This is a genomic window from Bradyrhizobium pachyrhizi, assembly GCF_029714545.1.
Taxonomy (GTDB): domain Bacteria; phylum Pseudomonadota; class Alphaproteobacteria; order Rhizobiales; family Xanthobacteraceae; genus Bradyrhizobium; species Bradyrhizobium pachyrhizi.
Genome location: NZ_CP121667.1, coordinates 5675160 through 5694628 on the forward strand (window position 1 = coordinate 5675160; position 19469 = coordinate 5694628).

At 65.7% G+C, this 19469-nt stretch carries 18 protein-coding genes; 9 read left to right on the forward strand and 9 right to left on the reverse strand.

Annotation, left to right across the window (positions count from 1 at the left end; genetic code table 11):
- Positions 1–4: 4 nt before the first annotated feature.
- Positions 5–1081: a hypothetical protein gene (locus QA639_RS26910; RefSeq protein ID WP_028336153.1), complete on the reverse strand. Its 1077-nt coding sequence runs from the start codon at positions 1079–1081 to the stop codon at positions 5–7.
- A 268-nt stretch (positions 1082–1349) separates the two neighbouring features.
- Here QA639_RS26910 and QA639_RS26915 point away from each other — a divergent pair, with 268 nt between their 5' ends.
- Complete coding sequence (locus QA639_RS26915) at positions 1350–2396, forward strand: patatin-like phospholipase family protein (RefSeq protein WP_050384748.1); 1047 nt, start codon at positions 1350–1352, stop codon at positions 2394–2396.
- A 3-nt stretch (positions 2397–2399) separates the two neighbouring features.
- On the opposite strand, the gene QA639_RS26920 is transcribed toward QA639_RS26915, so the two are convergent.
- Positions 2400–2828 carry a CBS domain-containing protein gene (locus QA639_RS26920; protein ID WP_028336151.1) on the reverse strand — a complete coding sequence of 143 codons (429 nt, stop codon included), beginning with the start codon at positions 2826–2828 and terminating at the stop codon, positions 2400–2402.
- 192 nt (positions 2829–3020) lie between these two features.
- Complete coding sequence (locus QA639_RS26925; RefSeq protein ID WP_028336150.1) at positions 3021–3818, reverse strand: rhomboid family intramembrane serine protease; 798 nt, start codon at positions 3816–3818, stop codon at positions 3021–3023.
- Positions 3819–4304: 486 nt separating this feature from the next.
- Here QA639_RS26925 and QA639_RS26930 point away from each other — a divergent pair, with 486 nt between their 5' ends.
- On the forward strand, positions 4305–4859 hold the full coding sequence (locus QA639_RS26930; protein ID WP_028336149.1) for a PAS domain-containing protein: 555 nt from the start codon (positions 4305–4307) through the stop codon (positions 4857–4859).
- Positions 4860–4988: 129 nt separating this feature from the next.
- Positions 4989–6722 (forward strand): adenylate/guanylate cyclase domain-containing protein, encoded by a 1734-nt coding sequence (locus QA639_RS26935; RefSeq protein ID WP_283087687.1) that lies wholly within the window; start codon positions 4989–4991, stop codon positions 6720–6722.
- A gap of 28 nt (positions 6723–6750) precedes the next feature.
- Here the strand turns inward: QA639_RS26935 and QA639_RS26940 are convergent, their stop codons facing one another.
- Positions 6751–7137: an ester cyclase gene (locus tag QA639_RS26940; protein WP_028336147.1), complete on the reverse strand. Its 387-nt coding sequence runs from the start codon at positions 7135–7137 to the stop codon at positions 6751–6753.
- Positions 7138–7394: 257 nt separating this feature from the next.
- Here QA639_RS26940 and QA639_RS26945 point away from each other — a divergent pair, with 257 nt between their 5' ends.
- The 4 genes from QA639_RS26945 (at position 7395) to QA639_RS26960 (ending at position 12386) form a co-directional block, all read left to right on the forward strand.
- Positions 7395–7991: a tetratricopeptide repeat protein gene (locus QA639_RS26945; RefSeq protein ID WP_038383260.1), complete on the forward strand. Its 597-nt coding sequence runs from the start codon at positions 7395–7397 to the stop codon at positions 7989–7991.
- Positions 7992–8191: 200 nt separating this feature from the next.
- Positions 8192–9343, forward strand: coding sequence for a DJ-1/PfpI family protein (locus QA639_RS26950; protein WP_157346311.1), 1152 nt, complete (start codon positions 8192–8194; stop codon positions 9341–9343).
- 106 nt (positions 9344–9449) lie between these two features.
- Positions 9450–11807 carry an Orn/Lys/Arg family decarboxylase gene (locus tag QA639_RS26955; RefSeq protein ID WP_283087688.1) on the forward strand — a complete coding sequence of 786 codons (2358 nt, stop codon included), beginning with the start codon at positions 9450–9452 and terminating at the stop codon, positions 11805–11807.
- A gap of 18 nt (positions 11808–11825) precedes the next feature.
- Positions 11826–12386, forward strand: a complete 561-nt coding sequence (locus QA639_RS26960; protein WP_028342702.1) for a GNAT family N-acetyltransferase — start codon at positions 11826–11828, stop codon at positions 12384–12386.
- Between the two features lie 504 nt (positions 12387–12890).
- Here the strand turns inward: QA639_RS26960 and QA639_RS26965 are convergent.
- Positions 12891–13112 (reverse strand): dodecin, encoded by a 222-nt coding sequence (locus QA639_RS26965; protein WP_026192947.1) that lies wholly within the window; start codon positions 13110–13112, stop codon positions 12891–12893.
- A gap of 244 nt (positions 13113–13356) precedes the next feature.
- Between QA639_RS26965 and QA639_RS26970 the strand changes: the two genes are divergently transcribed.
- A complete protein-coding gene (locus tag QA639_RS26970; protein WP_028336143.1) occupies positions 13357–13938 on the forward strand; it encodes an HdeD family acid-resistance protein in 582 nt (193 codons plus the stop codon).
- Between the two features lie 166 nt (positions 13939–14104).
- Here QA639_RS26970 and QA639_RS26975 read toward each other — a convergent pair whose 3' ends face one another.
- Both QA639_RS26975 and QA639_RS26980 read right to left on the reverse strand, forming a co-directional pair.
- Positions 14105–14491 (reverse strand): COG4315 family predicted lipoprotein, encoded by a 387-nt coding sequence (locus QA639_RS26975; protein ID WP_028336142.1) that lies wholly within the window; start codon positions 14489–14491, stop codon positions 14105–14107.
- Positions 14492–14706: 215 nt separating this feature from the next.
- Positions 14707–15447 (reverse strand): bestrophin-like domain, encoded by a 741-nt coding sequence (locus QA639_RS26980; protein WP_028336141.1) that lies wholly within the window; start codon positions 15445–15447, stop codon positions 14707–14709.
- A gap of 159 nt (positions 15448–15606) precedes the next feature.
- Between QA639_RS26980 and QA639_RS26985 the strand changes: the two genes are divergently transcribed.
- Positions 15607–16551 (forward strand): ornithine cyclodeaminase family protein, encoded by a 945-nt coding sequence (locus QA639_RS26985; RefSeq protein WP_283087689.1) that lies wholly within the window; start codon positions 15607–15609, stop codon positions 16549–16551.
- 180 nt (positions 16552–16731) lie between these two features.
- On the opposite strand, the gene QA639_RS26990 is transcribed toward QA639_RS26985, so the two are convergent.
- The gene (locus QA639_RS26990) at positions 16732–18990 is read right to left on the reverse strand and encodes a xanthine dehydrogenase family protein molybdopterin-binding subunit (RefSeq protein WP_157346315.1); all 2259 of its coding nucleotides are present in this window, start codon (positions 18988–18990) and stop codon (positions 16732–16734) included.
- Entirely contained in the window at positions 18987–19469 is a 483-nt protein-coding gene (locus QA639_RS26995; protein WP_157346317.1) for a (2Fe-2S)-binding protein, read from the reverse strand. The genes QA639_RS26990 and QA639_RS26995 overlap by 4 nt, the downstream gene beginning before the upstream one ends.

A 19469-nucleotide genomic window follows, 5' to 3' on the forward strand; every position in this document is an offset into this window, starting at 1 on the left:
GACGTCAGCGCGCCACGACCTCGACTTCGCCATCGACACCATTGACGACATTGAAGGGACGCTCGAACACCTTGCCTTCGTTCTTGGCGATCGCGCGATACTCGCCTTCCGAGAGCACGACGCGCGGGAACGCGCCGATCGATTCCTTGATCACGTCGCCGCCCGGCGTGATCACCGACCAGGCGGTGTTGGCAAGCGCCTCGCCGCCACGCTCGCTGACCAGCTTGAGGGTGATGACGGCGGCGCGATGGGTGACGGTGACGTCGGTCAGCTTGCCCGCTGCGACGCGAATGTCGGAGCGCACCACCGAGTTGGCGTCGCCATAGTTGGAGACGATGTAGTAGGTGCCCTCAGGCAGCAGCGCGACGTCGCCGGCGGCAACGTTCGGCACCATCGGTCCACGGTCCGAACCGTCGAACTGGCTGCCCTTGTAGATCGCGAACGAGATCTGGTTGGCGGGGATCTTGCTGCTGCCGACGCGGCCCTCGATCCGCAGGCCCCCGGCTGGCAGCACGAAGGACTCGCGGTCGGTCTCCGACTTCAGGTTGACAGCGCGCACCGCGCTGACGAGCCCGAGCGCGACATGGACGACATAGTTGCCGGGCGGCAGCACCACGTTGGGCGTCGCCCCGCGCTCTTCGCGGATCAGCTTGTAGGTGCCGTTGTCGTCAGGCTTGTCGGCGAACACCCGCCACACCAGCCCGGCATTGATGACCGGCAGGTCCTTGCCGTACCGCGCCGTCAGCGACAGCACCGCCTGCCCCGCGGCCGGCGACCCGGCCGGCGGCGCTGCTAACACCGGCGGTACCGTCGCAGTCGAGGGCTGGACGATGGTCGGCTGGTTCAGCGGGCCGGGCAGAACGGGCCCTGAACCACCGCCCGATGGCGGCGCCAGGTTGAGCGCCGGACCGGACGGCACCTCCGGGACCGAGGCGGGCGGAATCGGCGGCGGCCGGTCGCTGAAGAACTGTGCAGATACGGAACCGGGGATCAGGGCGAGCAAAAATGCCGCAAGCGTCAACAGCGGAAGGAGCCGCATGCCCCGCCCGCATCCGCCGATGCCGTTGCCCCTCGAAGTCATCACCATGCTTTTCAACGAAAACGCGGCAAATTCAAGCCTTCGTCCAAGGTGCGTCCAAGGCTTTGTCACAGTCCGGGCGGGCGCCCTCCGCCATTTGGAACCGCGCGATCAAGCCGATGTTAGCCCTATCGTCGCGGTCCAGTCACATTCCCTGCCTACCGCGGACTACCCGGGGCATGAATCATGCCTGTGGGACTAACCATGAAGACGGACGACGCTGGCGCAGCCATGCTGCGCAGCCTAGTCTCGCGCTGGCAGGAGATTTGTCGTGTTGGATAGCTGGATGGGCCGAGGCCACAAGAGCTCCGACGGCCCCGACAAGGTAGGCCTGGGAACGGTTCGCCGGCCGGTCATCGGGCTTGCGCTCGGCGGCGGCGCCGCGCGCGGCTTTGCCCATATCGGCATCATCAAGACCCTGCTGGCCCACGGCATCGTCCCCAATGTGGTGGTCGGCACCTCGATCGGCTCCGTGGTCGGCGGCGCCTATGCGGCCGGCCATATCGAGACGCTGGAGCAGTGGGCGCGCGGCCTGCAGCCGCGCAGCGTGCTCGGCTACCTCGACATCCGCCTCAACGGCTCCGGCCTGATCCGCGGCGCCAAGCTGGCCGCCGAGATCGAGGCCGCGCTTGGCCAGGTCATGATCGAGGACCTCACGGTCAAGTTCGCCAGCGTCGCCACCGAAGTGCGCACCGGGCACGAGATCTGGCTGACCCAGGGCCGTGTGGTCGACGCCATGCGCGCCTCCTACGCCCTGCCCGGCATCTTCGCGCCGGTCCTGATCGGCGACCGCTGGCTGGTCGACGGCGCGCTCGTCAATCCGGTGCCGGTCTCGGCCGCGCGCGCGCTCGGCGCCGAGATCGTCATTGCGGCGAACCTCTCCAGCGACGTGTTCGCGCACTCGACCACGATCTACAATCACGGCCCGTCCGCCGCGCCCGAAGTGACGGTTGCCGTGACCGCCGAGGCCGAGCTCGAGCCGGAGCCGCCGAAGCGCCGGTTTGGCCGCTTCTTCTCCGCCGAACGTACCGTGAAGCGGGAGTTTTTCGGCAGCGCCAGCCGGCCCGGCATTTCGAGCGTCATGGTCGACGCCTTCAACATCATGCAGGACCGCATCACCCGCGCGCGCCTTGCCGGCGATCCGCCTGATATGCTGATCTCGCCGCGGGTCGGTCAGATCGGCTGGTTCGACTTCCACCGCGCCGACGACCTGATCGCGCACGGCATCCGCGCCGCCGAACGCTCCATCAGCGCAATCGAGGAGGCGATCGACATCCTGGTGCCGCCGTCGAGCAGCGCGGGCAGCACCGGCAAGTAGCGCTCAGGCGGTCTTGATGTAGTCGCGCAGCGCCTCCTGCTCGCGCTCATATTCCTCGACGCGCCGCTTGACGATGTCGCCGATCGAGATCAGCCCGACCACCTTGCCGTCCTCGACGACAGGAAGATGGCGGAATTTTCCCGTGGTCATCATCTCCATGATGCCGCTGACCGTATCGGACTCGCGGCAGCTCACGACTTTCTTGGTCATGACCGCGCTGACCGGTTCGTCCAGCGCGCCTGCGCCGCGCTCGCTGAGCACGCGCACGATGTCGCGCTCCGACAGGATGCCCTCCATGCGGCTCTGCTCCATCACAAGCACCGCGCCGATCTTGCGCTCGCCGAGCAGCTTGACCGCGGCCGAGAGCTTCGCGCCGGGCGCGACGCTCATGACCTGATGGCCTTTTGCATCGAGAATGGAACGTACCGTCATTGTCGGCCTCCCTGAATCCGCTCGTGCCCCGCGCCTTGGGCGGGTCGAGCCTGTTCGCCAGAGTCTTCAATCAACAGTTCCGCGCCGATTTCGGTTCCGGGGCGCGGCGAGTAGCAGGGCTCGATTGTCGGCCCGCTTTGTTTCTGCGTCGCAAAGATGATGGAGGAATTCGATCCAGGCCGCAAGCGGCGATCAGACGCGCCCCGACTGATCCACCGATGACGCATCTGCAGCATCGTCCCGCGTGCGTGGCACCGGATCGAACAACGAGAACAGCAGCAGTCCGGCGAGGAAGCCGCCGATATGCGCCTGCCAAGCGACGCTCGCGCCCTCGCCGCCGAGCGACAGCGAGGTGGCGCCGAACAGGATGTTGACGCCGAACCAGATCGCCAGGAAAGCGAGCACCCGTCCGTTGCGCAGCGCCCGCCACAGCGACAGCGCAGGCACCTTGGCCGCCGCCTCGGCATCGCCACGGCTGAACGACAGGAAGCTGCCCTTCACGAAGGCAAAGCGGATCGCCGCCGCCATCGTCCCCGACACCGAAGCCGACGCTCCGATCATCGGCGCGATCGCGTGCTCATGGGTCAACAGATGCGCAAGCGCGCCGGCGGCCGCCGTCACCGCCATGAAGACAAAGAAACGCAGCGCGCCGAACCGCCGCGCCAGCGCGCTGCCGAACGGCAGCAGCCACAGCACGTTGAAGCCGATATGGGTGAGGTTGGCGTGCAGCAGCGAATAGGTGACGAAGGTCCAGACCTTGGCGCCTTCGCCGCCCGGAAAGGTGATGTCGAGCAGCGTCGAATCGTAGCGCTTCGGGATGAAGCCGAAGACGTCGATGGTCCAGTTCTCCAGTTCCGGCGGCAGCAGCACCCGCAGATGGATCGCCGCGACCAGGAGGATGTAGGCGGTGAGCGCCGGCGGCAAGGTCAGGATCGGCTCGCGCGGCGCCTCCGGCGGCGGCGCGAGCGGGGATTCGGGATGGGAGTCCAAGGGGTCGGCGACCTCGATGCGGCGGTGGATCAGAGATAGGCGGCTTTCGCACCCCTGTGCAAGTGCACAATCCCAAAATCGGACACCGAGTCTCGCGCAGCCCGGAATCGGGACAAAAGAAAAGGGAGGGCGCTGAGAACGCCCTCCCTGATCGGCTGGTCTTCTCGTGCCCCGGAGGGATCGGGAGAACGTCCCCACCCCTCCCCGCACGGTGACCAAACTGTTTGACGCCACCTGTGTACCAACGGCGCCGGCGCTTGGGGCAGCCGGCGCGAACGGGAACGCGCGGACCCTACCCACTGGTTCCGCGGGGGCCAAGGACATAGTTAAATTTACGTTAACAACACAAAGCTGCCGATAAGCCGCCCAAAGCGCGGCCACGGCATGGACGCTGCACAGCCTTCCCTGCACAACAGAGAAGGGAAGGCGCCTGAGCAAAACCGGGACAGATGTGTCCCGCCGAGACAGGTGCCGGGCAAGGTTTAGATGAAACACAGCTCAAGCCGCGAGTTCTTCGCATATTGGAATGCGAAGCGCGGCACCGCACGTGCACCTGACCGGAGTGAGTTCGAGCCGTCCGCGATACGCGAACTGCTGTCCGACATCTTCGTACTGTCCTATGACGGCGAGACCCGCTTTCCGTTCCGCGTGGCCGGCACCCGCACCTCCGCCCTGCTCGGCTGCGACCTCAAGAACCGGAGCTTTTCCGCCCTGTTCACAGGTGCGAGCCGCGGCGAGATCGAAGACATCATCACCTGCGTCGTCGAAGAGACCCTGCCGGCCATCGCCGGCATCACCGCTACGACCGAGACCGGCGCCAAGGCGCATCTCGAACTGCTGCTGCTGCCCTTCACGAGCCGCGTCCATATGCCGGCGAGCCTCACCGGCCTGCTCGCCCCGTTCGAGGACGACGTCAGCCGGCTGCACGACCTGGTGCTGACCTCGTGGCGTTACCTGCATCCCCAGGAGCGGTTCGTGCCGCGGACCCTGCGCAAGCTCGCCATCGCGCGCGGCTTGATGGTCTACGAAGGCCTCCGCTAGCCGCCGGCGCCCGCCTCGGGACGGGATGGCAGGCGCCGGTCGCTTGCACCCCGCCCCGCGGAACTCTATTAGCTGTCTGGCCGTCACGGCGGGGTGGACCCGCTCAGTGCAGCTGCGGCCGGGCTGGGCATGTTTCGGAATTCGATCAGGCAGAAGATCGTCGGCATTGCCGCGGGACTCATCATCCTCGCGGTGATCACCTCGCTGCTGTCGATGGTGATGGCGGGCCAGGTCGGCCATCTCCTCGACGAACTCACCAACCGCTACATCCCCGCCTACGGCCACCTCGCCCGCGTCAACATCCGCGCGCTGGAGCGGTCGCTCGCCATGCGCCGGATGATGATGGCAAAGATGCAGGCGCCGGGCGAAGACTCCGGCTATGAAAGCGCGCGCAAGGCCTTCGAGGAGATCGAGCCCCTGATCAAGCGCGAGGCCGACGCCGCACGCGTGCTGATCGATGCGATCATCGCCGATCCATCGACGCCATCCGACAACGCCGCGCTCGGACGCCTCGATGACCGCATCGACAATGCCGTCAACGACCTGTTGATGCGCCTGAACGCAGAGAACAAGACGCTGCTCGAGCAAATCGAGGCCAAGGACTTTGCGGCGGCGAAAGCGACCACGCTCCGCGCCGACGCCCTGCGCGACGACTTCAACACCAGGATCGAGGGCATCCGTGCCGACATGCTGGCGCAGGTCGCTTCGGCCGCCGCGAAGGTGATGAGTGCCCAGCAGCGGGCGATCATCATCTCCGGCGTCGTGACCGCCATAGCCGCGATCCTCGGCTTCGTGTTCGCTATGCTGGTCGGCAGCGGCATCACGCGTCCGGTGATGCGCCTGCTCGAAAGCACCCGCGAGGTCGAGGCCGGCCGCCTCGACGGCGCCATCACCATCACGACCCAGGACGAGATCGGCCAGCTGTCGGCCGCCTTCAACCGCATGATCGAGACGCTGCGCCACAACCAGCGCATCCGCGAGACGTTTGGCCGCTACATCAATCCGCGGATCGCCGAGGGCCTGCTCGAACAGCCGGCGATCGCCGCGACCGAAGGACAGCGCCGCGTCATGACGGTGATGTTCTGCGACATGAAGGGCTTCACCAGCCTGAGCGAGGGCGTGACGCCGAGCGGCCTCGTCAAGATCATGAACCTCTATCTGTCGACGATGTCGGCGCCGGTCCATGCGCATCGCGGCATCATCGACAAATATATCGGCGACGCCATCATGGCCTATTGGGGCGCGCCCTTCGTCGAGGAAGCCGAGCAGACCCATCTGGCCGCGCTTGCCGCCATCGACATGATCGGCCAGGTCAACCAGCTGCGCAAGGATCTGCCGGAACTGCTCGGCGTGCGCGTGATCCCGGCCGATTGCGACATCCGGATCGGGATCACCACCGGCGAGGCCCTGGTCGGCAGCATCGGCTCCGAGTTCATGATGAGCTACACCGTGCTCGGCGACACCGTGAACCTCGCCTCGCGGCTGGAAGGCGCCAACAAGTTTTACGGCAGCCGCAGCCTGATCTCGGAGGCCACCGCCGCGGCCTGCGCCGCAACCATCGAGCTGCGCGAGATCGACCGTCTCGTCGTGATGGGGCAGACCCAGCCGGTCGCGGTGTTCGAAATCCTCGGCAAGAAGGACGAACTGACGCCGGCGCAGACCGAGTTGCGGCAGCGTTACGCGGACGGCCTCGCCGCCTATCGCGACCGCCGCTGGGATGACGCCGAGCAAGCCTTCGCCGCGGCGCTGGCGGCGGCGCCTGGCGACGGCCCGTCGATCGCTATGAAGGCGCGCGTCGCAGCTTTTGTGCAGAACCCGCCGGCGGCGGATTGGGACGGCGCCTGGCATCCGGAGCGGAAGTAGCGGCGTCACGTTCATCCAGGCTCCGCCGCTACAGCTGGGCCTCGATCGCAGCCTTGTCGATCACCGACCAGACCTGCACGATCTTCCCGTCGCGGAATTCATAGAACACGTTCTCGGCAAACGAGACGCGCTTGCCGTTGACGCCGAGACCGAGGAATGCGCCGTTCGGCGAACAGTCGAACGCCAGCCGGCTTGCGACATGGGACGCATCCGACACCAGCAGAACGATATTGAAGCGAAGGTCCGGGATGTCGCGAAAGTCCCCTTCCAGCATCTCGCGATAGCCGGATAACCCGAGCCGCCGGCCGTTGTGGCACACGTCCTCGTCAACGAACTGACCGAGTTGCGGCCAGTCCTGGCGATTCAAACAGGCAATGTAGTTGCGGTAGATCTCGGCGAGGTCCGTTTTCATCATCGATCGTCCTCCTTGCCGCGGGTCCAGCTGGCCATTGGGCATTTGAGTTTGATTCTGACACCGATGTCAGTTTCGACTCCGATATCGATGGCGTGAACAAAACGCTCAGCCGGCGTGCACGTGAAAGCGCGACGTCCCGATGAGACAGTGCGATTGCCGCTTCGGCAAACAATTTCTCAAAACGCGCGGAATGTCTCCCGCGATCGGGAGTTAGTGCTTCAGGTCAATAACTGTCCTTGTCAAATCGGGAGGCGTACATGATCAAGTCACCGATGATGCTTGCGGCATTTCTGACAGCGCCGATCATTCTGTTCCCACCGCAGACCGCCATCGCGGCTGGCGGAGGCGGCGGTGGTGGTGGTGGTGGCGATCCATACGGGTCGAGCTACGGCACTCCCGCGCCGTCCTATCCCCAGCAGAAGGACAGAAAGACCACGCACAAGGTCAAGAAACCCGTCAAGCAGTCCGGCTTCGAAGACCCGGCATTCCGCGACGGCTATCGCGCGGCCTATGCGACAATCTACGAACGCAACGACTACGCCGCCGCGATCGATCAGTTGCACGCACTCGGCCGCGATGATCAGCCGAACGTCGCGAACCTGATCGGCTATTCCTATCGCAAGCTCGGCGACTACAAGCAATCGCAAGTCTGGTACGAACGTGCGCTCAAGGCCGATCCGAACCACGTCCTGACGTGGAACTACTACGGCCTGTGGCAGATCGAACAGGGAAACCGCGATCAGGCGCAGTATCATCTGCAGCGGATCGCCGAGATCTGTGGCACCGACTGCGAGGAGTATCGGACGCTGGCGGCGGCACTGGAAAAGCCGCCGGGTACGAACCTCGTCTACTGAGCGCGTCGCGTAGCCCGCATGAGCGGAGCGACATGCGGGGAAGGACCGCCCCGGATGTCGCTGTCGCTCGTCCGGGCGATGCCTTTGAGCCGCTTTGTTCGCGTGTCCGTTTTTGCGGGAATTTCGCCGTTTTGGTCGACGTGACCGGCGAGTAGCTTGCTTGCCGGGCGACGCACGCGGATATTTTGAGATCGATCATCATGACCTGGCGGCTTCTCGCGTGGAGCGGCATCGCCGTTGCCGCGCTGGTTCCAATCATCGGCGGCATCTGGCTCTTTACCCTGCCCGCCACATCGGCGTTCCGCCTTCCGCCTCCGATCGCCAAGGCCGAGCAGGATGCAACGCTCGCGGCGCTGACGCCGCCGAAGCGGTCGCGCCCGTTGATCGCGATGCTCGGCATCAACGACATGACCGAGACCACCGATTACCTGATGCCCTACGGCATCCTCAAGCGCGCCGATGTTGCCGATGTCGTCACGCTGGCGACGGGACCCGGTCCGGTCGCGCTGTTCCCGGTGCTGAAGGTCGAGCCTGATGCGACCATCGCCGCATTCGATACCGCACATCCCGACGGCGCCGACTACGTCATCGTGCCGGCGATGAGCCGCGATGACGATCCGGCGGTCATGCAATGGATCCGGCAGCAGGCGGAGAAAGGCGCTGTGATCGTCGCCGTCTGCGCCGGCGCCAAGGTGCTCGCCTCGACCGGCCTGCTCGACGGCAGGCACGCCACCACGCACTGGTTTTACCTGAAGAACTGGCGCAACAAACATCCCGAGATCCGGTACGTCGCCGACCGCCGCATCGTGGCCGACCGCGGCGTCGCGACGACGACGGGGATTTCGGCGTCGATGCCGATGTCGCTGACCCTGATCGAGGCGATCGCCGGCCGCACCAGGGCCGAGGCCGTCGCGCGCGAGATCGGCTTGCCGGGCTGGGATGCGCGACATGACAGCAACGCCTTCAAGTTCACGCGTCCTTTCGCGCTGACCGCCATCCGGAACACGCTGGCGTTCTGGAACCGGGAACAGCTCGGCCTCGCGCTGGCTCCCGGCGTCGACGAGGTCTCGCTGGCGCTGGTCGCCGACAGCTGGTCGCGGACCTACCGCTCGCATGCCGTGACGTTCGCCGCGACCGGCGACGTCGTGACGACACGCAACGGCCTGCGCGTCTATCCGCAAGTCGTGGCGCCGGATTGGTCCGCAGATCGTCTGCTGCCCGCGGTCGGCACCGCGCCGCCCGCGCAGGCGCTCGACCGGGCGCTTGCCGGGATCGAAACACGCTATGGCCGTGATACGGCCGATTTCGTCGCCATGCAGCTCGAATATCCACGGGCTGACGCCGTGCAGTGAGGGATTGCGTCCCCAACAACGTATTCGATCCTCCGTCCGCCCCATTGTCATCTGCCTGTCATGAATTGTGCCGACACGTCAGCGCCGGACCAGTTCGGGGACACGCATGGACTATTTCAAACGCTTCAACTTCCTGTTCGCTGCGCCGGTGTTCGAGGCCGACGACCTCGAGGGCATCCGCTTCAACCAGATCATCGCCGAGATCGAGCGCTCCGGCTTTGAGGTGGTCCGCGCCCGCAAGCTGGAAGATGCCGAGATCGCGGTGCAGACCGACGCCGCGATCGGCTGCATGGTGGTCGATTGGGGCAAGAAGGGCCTTGAAGGCAAGACCGCGGCGCTGATCAATCTGATGCGCCGGCGCGGCCTCGACTTCCCGATCATCCTGTTGATCCGGCGCAAGCGGTTCGAGGACCTGCCGGTCGAGGTGCTCGATTTCATCGACGGCTACGTGTTCCTGTCCGAGGAAACCCCGCCCTTCATCGCCAAGAACCTGATCTCCAGGCTGAAGCAATATGCCGAGAATTTGAAGACGCCGTTCTTCGGCGCACTGGTCGATTATGCCGAGGAAGGCAACCAGCTCTGGACCTGCCCGGGCCATAATGGCGGCGTGTTCTACAGCCGCAGTCCGATCGGACGGGTGTTCGTCGAACATCTCGGCGAAGCCGTGTTCCGCGACGACCTCGACAATTCCGTGCTCGACCTCGGCGACCTCCTCACCCATGAGGGACCGGCGCTGCGGGCGCAGAAGGAGGCGGCGCGGATCTTCGGCGCCGAGAAGACCTATTTCGTGCTCAACGGCACCTCGACCTCCAACAAGGTCGCGCTCGGCTCGCTGGTCACCGACGGCGACCTCGTGCTGTTCGACCGCAACAACCACAAGGCCGCGCATCACGGCGCGCTGCTGATCGGCGGCGGCATCCCGGTCTACGTGCCGACGGTGCGCAACGCCTGGGGCCTGATCGGGCCGATGCGTTGGGACCTGCTCGACGAGGGCACGCTGCGCGGCCACATCCGCAAGCACCCGCTGGTCAGGGACGAGAACGCCTGGAAGAAGAAGCGCCCGTTCCGCGTCGCTGTAGTCGAGCAGTGCACCTATGACGGCACCATCCACTCGGCCGAGATGATCCTCAAGCGGATCGGCCATCTCTGCGACTACATCCTGTTCGACGAGGCCTGGGCCGGCTTCATGAAATTCCACCCGATCTATTCCGGCCGCTTCGCGATGGGATTGTCCGATCTCGGCCCCGAGGCGCCCGGCATCATCGCGACCCAATCGACCCACAAGCAGCTCGCGAGCTTCTCGCAGGCCTCGCAGATCCACATCCGCGACCGCCACATCAAGGGCCAGAAGCGCCGGGTCGAGCACCGCCGCTTCAACGAAAGCTTCATGCAGCACGCCTCGACGTCGCCGTTCTACCCGATCTTCGCCTCGCTCGATGTCGGCGCACAGATGATGAAGGGGCGTTCCGGCGAAGTCTTGTGGGACGACACGATCCGGCTCGGTATCGAGCTGCGCAAGAAGATCCGGGCGGTGAAGCGCGAGTTCGAGGAGAAGGAGACGCGGCCCGAGCGGCGCTGGTTCTTCGAGCCGTTCGTGCCGGATCGCGTCATGATCCCCGACGTCGCGCGCGAGAACGGCGTGCACAATGTCGCCTGGGAGACGATTTCGACCGACCAGCTCGCGACCAACCCGTCCTACTGGCAGCTCAATCCCGGCGAGACCTGGCACGGCTTCCCCGAGCTGACCGCGGGCTTTGCCATGACCGACCCGAACAAGCTCACATTGCTGACGCCGGGCTTCGATCACGCCACCGGCGCCTATGCCGATCACGGCATCCCCGCACCGGTGGTGGCGCAATATCTGCGGGAGAACCGCATCGTCGCCGAAAAGAACGACCTCAATTCCCTACTGTTCCTGCTGACGCCCGGCGTCGAGGCCAGCAAGGCCGGCACGCTAGTCTCCGGGCTGGTCGCCTTCAAGAAGCTGCACGACGACAACGCGCTGCTCGAGGACGTCATCCCGGAATTCTACCGCCGCCGTCCGGGCCGCTATGCCGAGGTGCGGCTGCGCGACCTCTGCGGCGACATGCATCGCTTCTTCCGCGACGGCGACGTCAGCACGCTGCAGGCCAGGCAATTCCTGCCCGAGCATCTGCCCGAGATCGCGATGTCGCCGCGCCAGGCAGCGCAATATCTGATCCGCAACGATGTCGACTATCTGCCGATCGACCAGATCTTCGGCCGCGTCGCCGCGACGCCGTTCGTTGTCTACCCGCCCGGCATCGCCACCATTGTGCCCGGCGAGCGGCTGTCGGAACGCAGCAAGCCGATGATCGATTATCTCAAGATGTTCGAGGCGAGCTTCAACGCGTTCCCGGGCTTCGAGGTCGAGGTCCAGGGCATCTACAAGGAGATCGACGATTCCGGCCGCGTCCGCTTCTACACCTATGTCGTGTCCGAATAGGCGAACGGACGCAACACAATGGAGAATGATCACAAGATCACCGTCCGTCCGTCCCGCGACAGCGACGTCGACGCCATGCTGTCGATCTACCGCCACCATATCCGCCGCGGCGTCGAGGAGAGCGTCGACGACAGCGGCACGCCGGAGCCCGACGATCTGCGCGACCGCCGCAAGAATCTACGCAACACCCGCCTGCCCCACCTCGTCGCAATCTGTGACGGCGAGGTGGTCGGCTATGCCTATGTCGTGCTGTTTCGCAAGCGTCCGGCCTACCGCTACACGGTGAAGCATTCGATCTATGTGCATCACCGCTTCACCGGCCAGCGCGTCGGCGGCCGGCTGCTGCAGGAGCTGATTGATACCTGCGCCGCCGCCGGCTTCCGCCAGATGATCGGCTACATCGACAGCGACAACGCCGCCTCGCTCGCGCTGCACGACCGCTTCGGCTTCGCCCGCGTCGGGCATTTGCCCGGTGTCGCCTATCGCTATGGCCGCTGGTCCGACACCGTGATGGTGCAGCGCTCCCTCGCCGCCGGCGCCACCGCCCCGCCGCCCCCCGCACCGCTGTCGCGACGGTGATGGGCACGACACTTTCCATTCGTCGTCCCGGCGCAGGCCGGGACCCATAATCACCTAATTCGGTAACGAACGGGGTCGCGGCCCCAGCGTCGCGCAACAATCGAGATTTGGGGTAATGGGTCCTGGCTTTCGCCAGGACGACGATGAGGATAGTTCTCGATTCAGGCAACGCGGCGTAATCACCCGCGCATGCGCGAAAGCGGATGATCCAGTATTCCAGAGACGTCGGTGCGTCACCGAGAAGCCGCGGCGTACTGGATCGCCCCGTCCCGTCTACGCCAAGGCTTCGACGAGGCCATGCATCCATGGCGCGCCGAAGCTTTAGCGGAGGCGGCGAGCCGGGCGATGACAGATGAAGACGGGGACACAGCTTCGCGTTCTCGCGACATGATGCTGGGTTGCCCGTCGGGCTAATTTGTCGCACCTCTCCCCCGTACCGCGAGCGAAGTACGCCGTTGGCTCTACCCATCCTACAGGCTGCAAGGCGCAAGCGACCTGAACGCGCTACTCCAGCGTAAAGCCGACCCGCAGCGCCACCTGGTAGTGCCGGATCTTGCCGTCCTCGATATGGCCCCGCGTCTGCACCACCTCGAACCACTTCATTTCCCGGATCGTCTTTGACGCGCGGCTGACGGCGTTCTCGATCGCCGCCTCGATGCTCTTGTCTGATGATCCGACCAGTTCCAGGATTTTGTAGACGTGATCCTTGTCGTGCGTGGCGGGCATGTCGACCTCCTCTGTGGATGCGCGATCCGGACCGCTTGCGCTGCGGTCCGGACAGTCCATCGTCCGATGCGGGCCGGCCGTCGTCAAACCGACGAATGCTGCGCGGCAACACAGCGGACGAACTGAATCAACGTGTCGCGGCGCCTTTGGTGCCAGCATGCAGTTCGTGCCAGCTGCGCACCCGCCCTTGTCCGTGCCTTGACCTATGGTAGCATGGTTTCATCAAGTATTCGGGAGCGATACGATGTCCACTGCGTCCAGCTCACCCGCCACACCTCCTCACAGCCTCGGATCCGGGCTTTCCAACCTCCGCGCCAAGTGGGGCTGGATCGTCGCCCTCGGGGTGATCTACCTGATCGCCGGCGTGCTCGCCTTCGGCAGCGTCTTCTTCGCCACCGTCGTCAGCGTGCTCTTCGTCGGCGCCATGATGATCGTCGCCGGCGTCGCCGAGATCATCAACGCGTTCCAGTTCAAGACCTGGGGCAAATTCCTGTTCTGGCTGCTGCTCGGCGCGCTCTATGTCGTGGCGGGCTTCATCACCTTCGAGAACCCGCTGCTCGCCGCGGCGACGCTGACGCTGTTCCTCGGCATCGCGCTGGTGGTGTCGGGCATCGTCCGCATCTTCCTCGCCTTCGGCATGAACTCGGAAGCGCCCTGGGGAATGGTCGCGATCTCCGGCCTGATCACGCTGGTGCTCGGCGCCATGATCCTGGCGCGCTGGCCGGTCTCGAGCCTCTACGTGCTCGGCATCTTCCTCAGCGTCGATCTGATCTGCGCCGGCGTGAGCTGGATCAGCATGGGCATGGCGCTGAAGCGCAGGACGTGAGGCGCGATCGTCGCCTCAGGCACGATCGACGGGTGGGTTAGCCAACGGGTCCGCGCGCAGGGCGGCCCGATGGCAGGCTCTGCGCAACCCGCCGCATGTTTCGCGCGCGGAAGATGGCGGGTTGCGCTTGCGCTAACCCGCCCTACCCTCAATCCACCTGCAAGCCTCAGGGCTGCGCGAGGTGCCAGGCGCCGTTGAGGAAGCCGTCGCCGGTGATGTCGCCGGCCTTCTGGTCCTTGGCGAAGGTATAGAGCGGCTTGCCCTTGTAGGCCCACTGCTTGGAGCCGTCGTCACGCGAGATGATGGTGTAGCCGCCTTCGGCCTTGTCGCTGGCGTCCGCCTTCAAGACCGGCCAGTTCGTCGCGCACGGGCCGTTGCAGGCCGACTTGCCTTCGGAATCCTTGTCGAAGGTGTAGAGCGTCATGCCCTTGGCGTCGGTGAGGACGGAGCCTTTCGCGGTGGTTCCGGTCTTGGTCGGCGGCGCGGCAAAGGCGGCTGAGGCGAACACAAACGACACGGCGGTGGCGAGCGCGAGCGAGATCGACGTCTTCATGATGTCTCCTGTTCGAATGCAAATGGCTTGCATGCGTTAGGACGCCGGAGGGCGCGCACTATTCCGCTGATGGCGCGCGAAGAATTTTCGAAACAGCCGTCAATGCGAGGGGAATAAAGCCGCAGGCGCGTGCCGATACCTTCCCGTAGCCCGCATGAGCGCAGCGACATGCGGGAGACTCCGCCCCGGATGTCGCTTCGCTCATCCGGGCTACATTACCGCTTGATTTCCTCGACCGCGCGGACCAGCGGGCGGTCGGAGAGCTGGATCGGGCCGGAGAACGGCGTGCTCATTTCGAGGATCAAGTAGATCGCGGCCGAGATCAGCGCCGCGGCAGCGACGGTGGTCGAGATCACCACCGCGTTGCGCGGCGCGCGAAAGCCGAGGGTTGCGAACATCAGCGTCAGCCACCCGACCAGTATGCAGATCAGCGGCGACGGAAACGAGCCGTCGGACTGCTCGACAAAGGTCCAGCGCTGCTGCACCGCCTGCCGGTAGACCGACCGCGCGTCGTTCCACAGCGCGACCTTCTGCTCGTCGTCGAACCTGAGCTCACGGAGGCTGTTGCCGACCTCGTCGAGCAGATGTTCGGACACCTCGTTCGCCCGCGAGATCGGGACATCCTTGAGCACCTGCTCGACATAAGCGAGCAGCCGCTTGCGCGGCTCGTCGGCGCTCGGGCCGAGCGGCCGCATGCTGCGGTCGAGCAGGATGATGTCGGTGGCGAACACATGCAAATTGCGGTCGACCGCGACATAAGTGTTGGCGGCACTGTTCATCATCAGGCCGAGCAGTAGCGACGGCATGGTGACGAACAGCGTCGCGACCAGGCGTACCGAGGTATTGGTTTCGTCGCTGCGGTGATGATCGGCGAGCCGGGCATGGATCGCCATGGTCGCAAGCGCGGCGCCGCCGAGCAGGATGAAGATCAGGACGGCGACGATGAATGCAACCACGGCTTGCGAGAACCTGCGAGAGAATCAGGTCCGCAGGATAGCAAGGGACGCCCGGCGGTGCATGTCCGGTTGACTAGCCGTCCCCACGCGCTATCCAGTCCGCTCAGGTTTGGGGGACGTCCGGCGAGAGCGCGAGGGGCGCTCCAGAGGAGATACCACGTGCATATCGTCGACGACAGCGAGGTCAACCGCGTCCTGAGCTTTCCGGTCCTGATCGAGGCGATCGAGGCCGCGCACCGGCGGCCGAAGATCGCGGTGCACGACGATTATCTCGGCGACGACAAAGGCCAGCAGCTGGTGACGCGCAGCGCGGTCGATGCCGGCCGCTTCATGATGACCAAGCTCTACACCAGCTTTCCCGGCAACCTCGCCCACGGCAAGCTGCCGGCGGTGCAGGCGGTATGCGTGCTGTTCGACGGCAATGACGGGCGTCCGCTCGCGGTGATGGACGCCGCCGAGATCACCCATTGGAAGACCGCCGCGGACTCCGCGCTCGGCGCAAAACACCTGGCGCGGCCGGATGCCGAGACGCTGCTGGTGGTCGGCGCCGGCGAGATGGCGCGCTGGCTGGTGCGCGGCCACCGCACCGTGCGGCCGCAGCTGAAGCGGGTGCGGGTCTGGAACCGGACCGTGGACCGCGCGAAAGAGCTCGCCACGCTGCTGGAAGCCGACGGCATCGCCGCCGAGGCCGTCACCGACCTCGACGCCGCGACCCGCGAGGCCGACATCATCACCACCTGCACCCGCTCGCGCGAACCGCTGGTCAGGGGCGCCAATCTGAAGCCCGGCACCCATCTCGATCTGGTCGGCGGCTTCACCCCGGAGACCCGCGAGTCCGACGACGAGGCGGCGCGGCGTTCGCGCATCTTCGTCGACCGCCGCGAATCCGCCTTCGACGGCGTCGGCGACATCCTGCAACCGATCGCGAGCGGCGCGATCACCGAGAGCGACGTGCTCGGCGACCACTACGATCTTGCCCGCGGCACCGTCGCCGGCCGGCTGTCGGATAGCGACATCACCTTCTTCAAGAACGCCGGCGGCGGGCATCTGGATCTGATGACCTGCGAGACGGTGTTGGCGCAGTTGGGGAAGGAGCTGCGGTGAACGGAACTGTTCTGTTGTCCGGATGAGCCAACGGGTCGCACGAACGTGGGCCCGATGACGGGCTCCGCAACATGCGGGATCACCTCCCCGGATATCGCTTCGCTCATCCGGGCTACCCGGCAACCGCTATAGAACCGTAGGGCGGCTTGCGAACCGCAACCGCAACCCGCCCTACGTTCCCTACTCCGCGGCCTGCTGCGCCGGCGCATCCAACGCCTCCGACACTTTCGGCGGCGACATCGGCAGGCTGTAGAAGCGTTTGCCGAGCGCGTTGTGGACGGCGTTGGCGACCGCGGCCATCACAGGCACCAGCGGCACCTCGCCGACGCCCTTGACGCCCTGCGGATGCTTCGGGTTCGGCACCTCGACCAGCGCGCAATCGAGCATCGGCAGGTCGGAGCAGACCGGCATGCGATAATCGAGGAAGCCCGGATTATCGACCTTGCCGTCCTTGTTGTAGATGTACTCCTCGTTCAGCGCCCAGCCGATGCCCTGCGCGACGCCGCCCTGCAGCTGGCCCTCGACATAGCTCGGATGCACGGCGCGGCCGACATCCTGCACGGCGGTGTAGCGAATGACGCGGACGATGCCGAGATCGACATCGACCTCGACGTCGCAGATATGCGTGCCGAAACCGCCCTCCGCGCCTTGGGTGTTGAGCTGCACGCTGGCGCCGATCGGGCCGCCCTGCGACGGCGCCTTCTCGGCGAGGTCGGCGAGCGTCAACGGCTCGAACTGGCCGGCATTCGGGCTCACCGGATGCGCGGCGCCGTTCTCCCACTTCACGGCTTCAGGGTCGATCTCCCAGATCTTCGCCGCGCGCTCGCGCAAGGTCGCGATCACCTTGTCGGCCGCCTGCGTCACCACCATCGAGGAGGCGAACAGCACACGGCTGCCGCCGGTCAGGTTGGAGAAACCGACGGTCTGGGTGTCGCCGATGATGACGGAGACGCGCTTGTAGTCGATGCCGAGCAGCTCGGCGCAGATATTGGCGATGCCGGCGCGCGAGCCGCCGATATCGGGATGCCCGGTCGTGACGACGACGTTGCCGTCCTCGGTGATGTTGACCTGCGCGGAGGATTCACCGCCGGCATTGAACCAGAAGCCGGACGCGACGCCCCTGCCCTGCAGCTTGCCGAGCGGCGCGGCATAATGCGGATGGTTCTTCGCGGCTTCCAGCGTCTCGATATAGCCGATCCGCGGGAACACCGGGCCGTGCGCCGCCTTGGTGCCTTCCTTCGCCGCGTTCTTCAGCCGCAGCGCTAAGGGGTCCATCTTGAGCGCCTCGGCAAGCTCGTCGAGCACGCACTCCACCGCATAGGCGCCGATCGGCGCGCCCGGCGCGCGATAGGCCGCGACCTTGGAGCGGTTGGAGCAGACGTCGAACCCCTCCGACAGCACATGCGGGATGTCGTAGGGCGCGAAGCTGCATCCGACTGCACCGCGGATCGGCGAACCCGGGAAGGCGCCGGCCTGCAGATAGAAGCTGCCATGGGCGGCGACGATGGTGCCGTCCTTCTTGGCGCCGATCTTGACCGTGCTCTTCGAGCCCGAGGTCGGCCCCGTGGCGCGCATCACCTCCTCGCGGGTCATCACCATCTTGACCGGGCGACCTGATTTCCTGGCGAGCAAGGTCGCGAGCGGCTCGAGATAGACGATGGTCTTGCCGCCAAAGCCGCCGCCGATCTCGGCGGGGATGGCGCGGATGTCGCTCTGCGGGATGCCGGTCAGCATCGAGGTCATCGCGCGCACCATGAACTGGCCCTGGCTCGACGACCAGATCGTGGTCTTGCCGTCGGCGGCGACCGAGATCAGGCAGGCATGCGGCTCGATATAGCCTTGGTGCACCGGGCGCGTGGTGAAGGAGCGCTCGATGACGACTTCAGCATCCTTGAATCCCTGCGCGATGTCGCCCTTCCTGGATTCGAGACGGCCCATGATGTTCGAGGGCTTGCCGTCGAATCTGTTGAACTCGTGCAGGATCGCCGCATCCGCCTTCAACGCGTCGTCGATCTCGATCGCCCAGGGCAACACCTCGTAGTCGACCTCGATCAGCTTGCAGGCTTCCGCCGCGATCGCCTCCGTGGTCGCGGCGACGGCGGCGACGGGATGGCCGGGGAACAGCGCCTTGTCGCGCGCCATCACGTTGCGGCACATCCAGCGCATGTCCTGGATGCCGAGCATCACCGCGCCCTTCTCGATCGTGAAGTCGACGATGTCGCGCGAGGTGACCACCGCCTTGACGCCGGGCAGCGCCTCGGCCTTGGCGGTGTTGATCGACTTGATGCGGGCGTGGGGATGCGGGCTGCGCAGCACCTTGCCCCAGATCATGCCGGGCATGGTGGTGTCGGCGGCAAACGCCGCGCGGCCGGTCACCTTGTCGACGCCATCGGGCCGGATGGTGCGCTGGCCGATCCATTTGTTGTTGACGACGTTCATGGGCGCATCTCCCGCATTTCGGCAGCGGTCTCCATCACCGCGCGAACAATCTTGTCGTAACCGGTGCACCGGCAGAGATTGCCGGCGAGCCAGAAGCGGACTTCCTCTTCGGTCGGGTTTGAATTCCTGGCGAGCAGCGCCTCGGAGGCGACCAGCATGCCCGAGGTGCAGATGCCGCACTGAAGCGCGGCGTGCTCGAGGAACTTCTGCTGCAGCGGGTGCAGCTTCTCGCCCCTCGCCATGCCCTCGATGGTCCTGATCTCGTGGCCTTCGGCTTCGGCCGCGAGCATCAGGCAGGAGCAGACCAGGCGGCCGTCGAGCGTGATCGAGCAGGCCCCGCAATCGCCGGACGCGCAGCCTTCCTTGGAGCCGGTGAGCCCCAATTGCCCGCGCAGCGCATCGAGCATGGTCTCATAGGGCTCGCACAGGAATTCGACCGGCTCGCCGTTGACTGAGGTGGTGACGTGCAGTTTCGACAT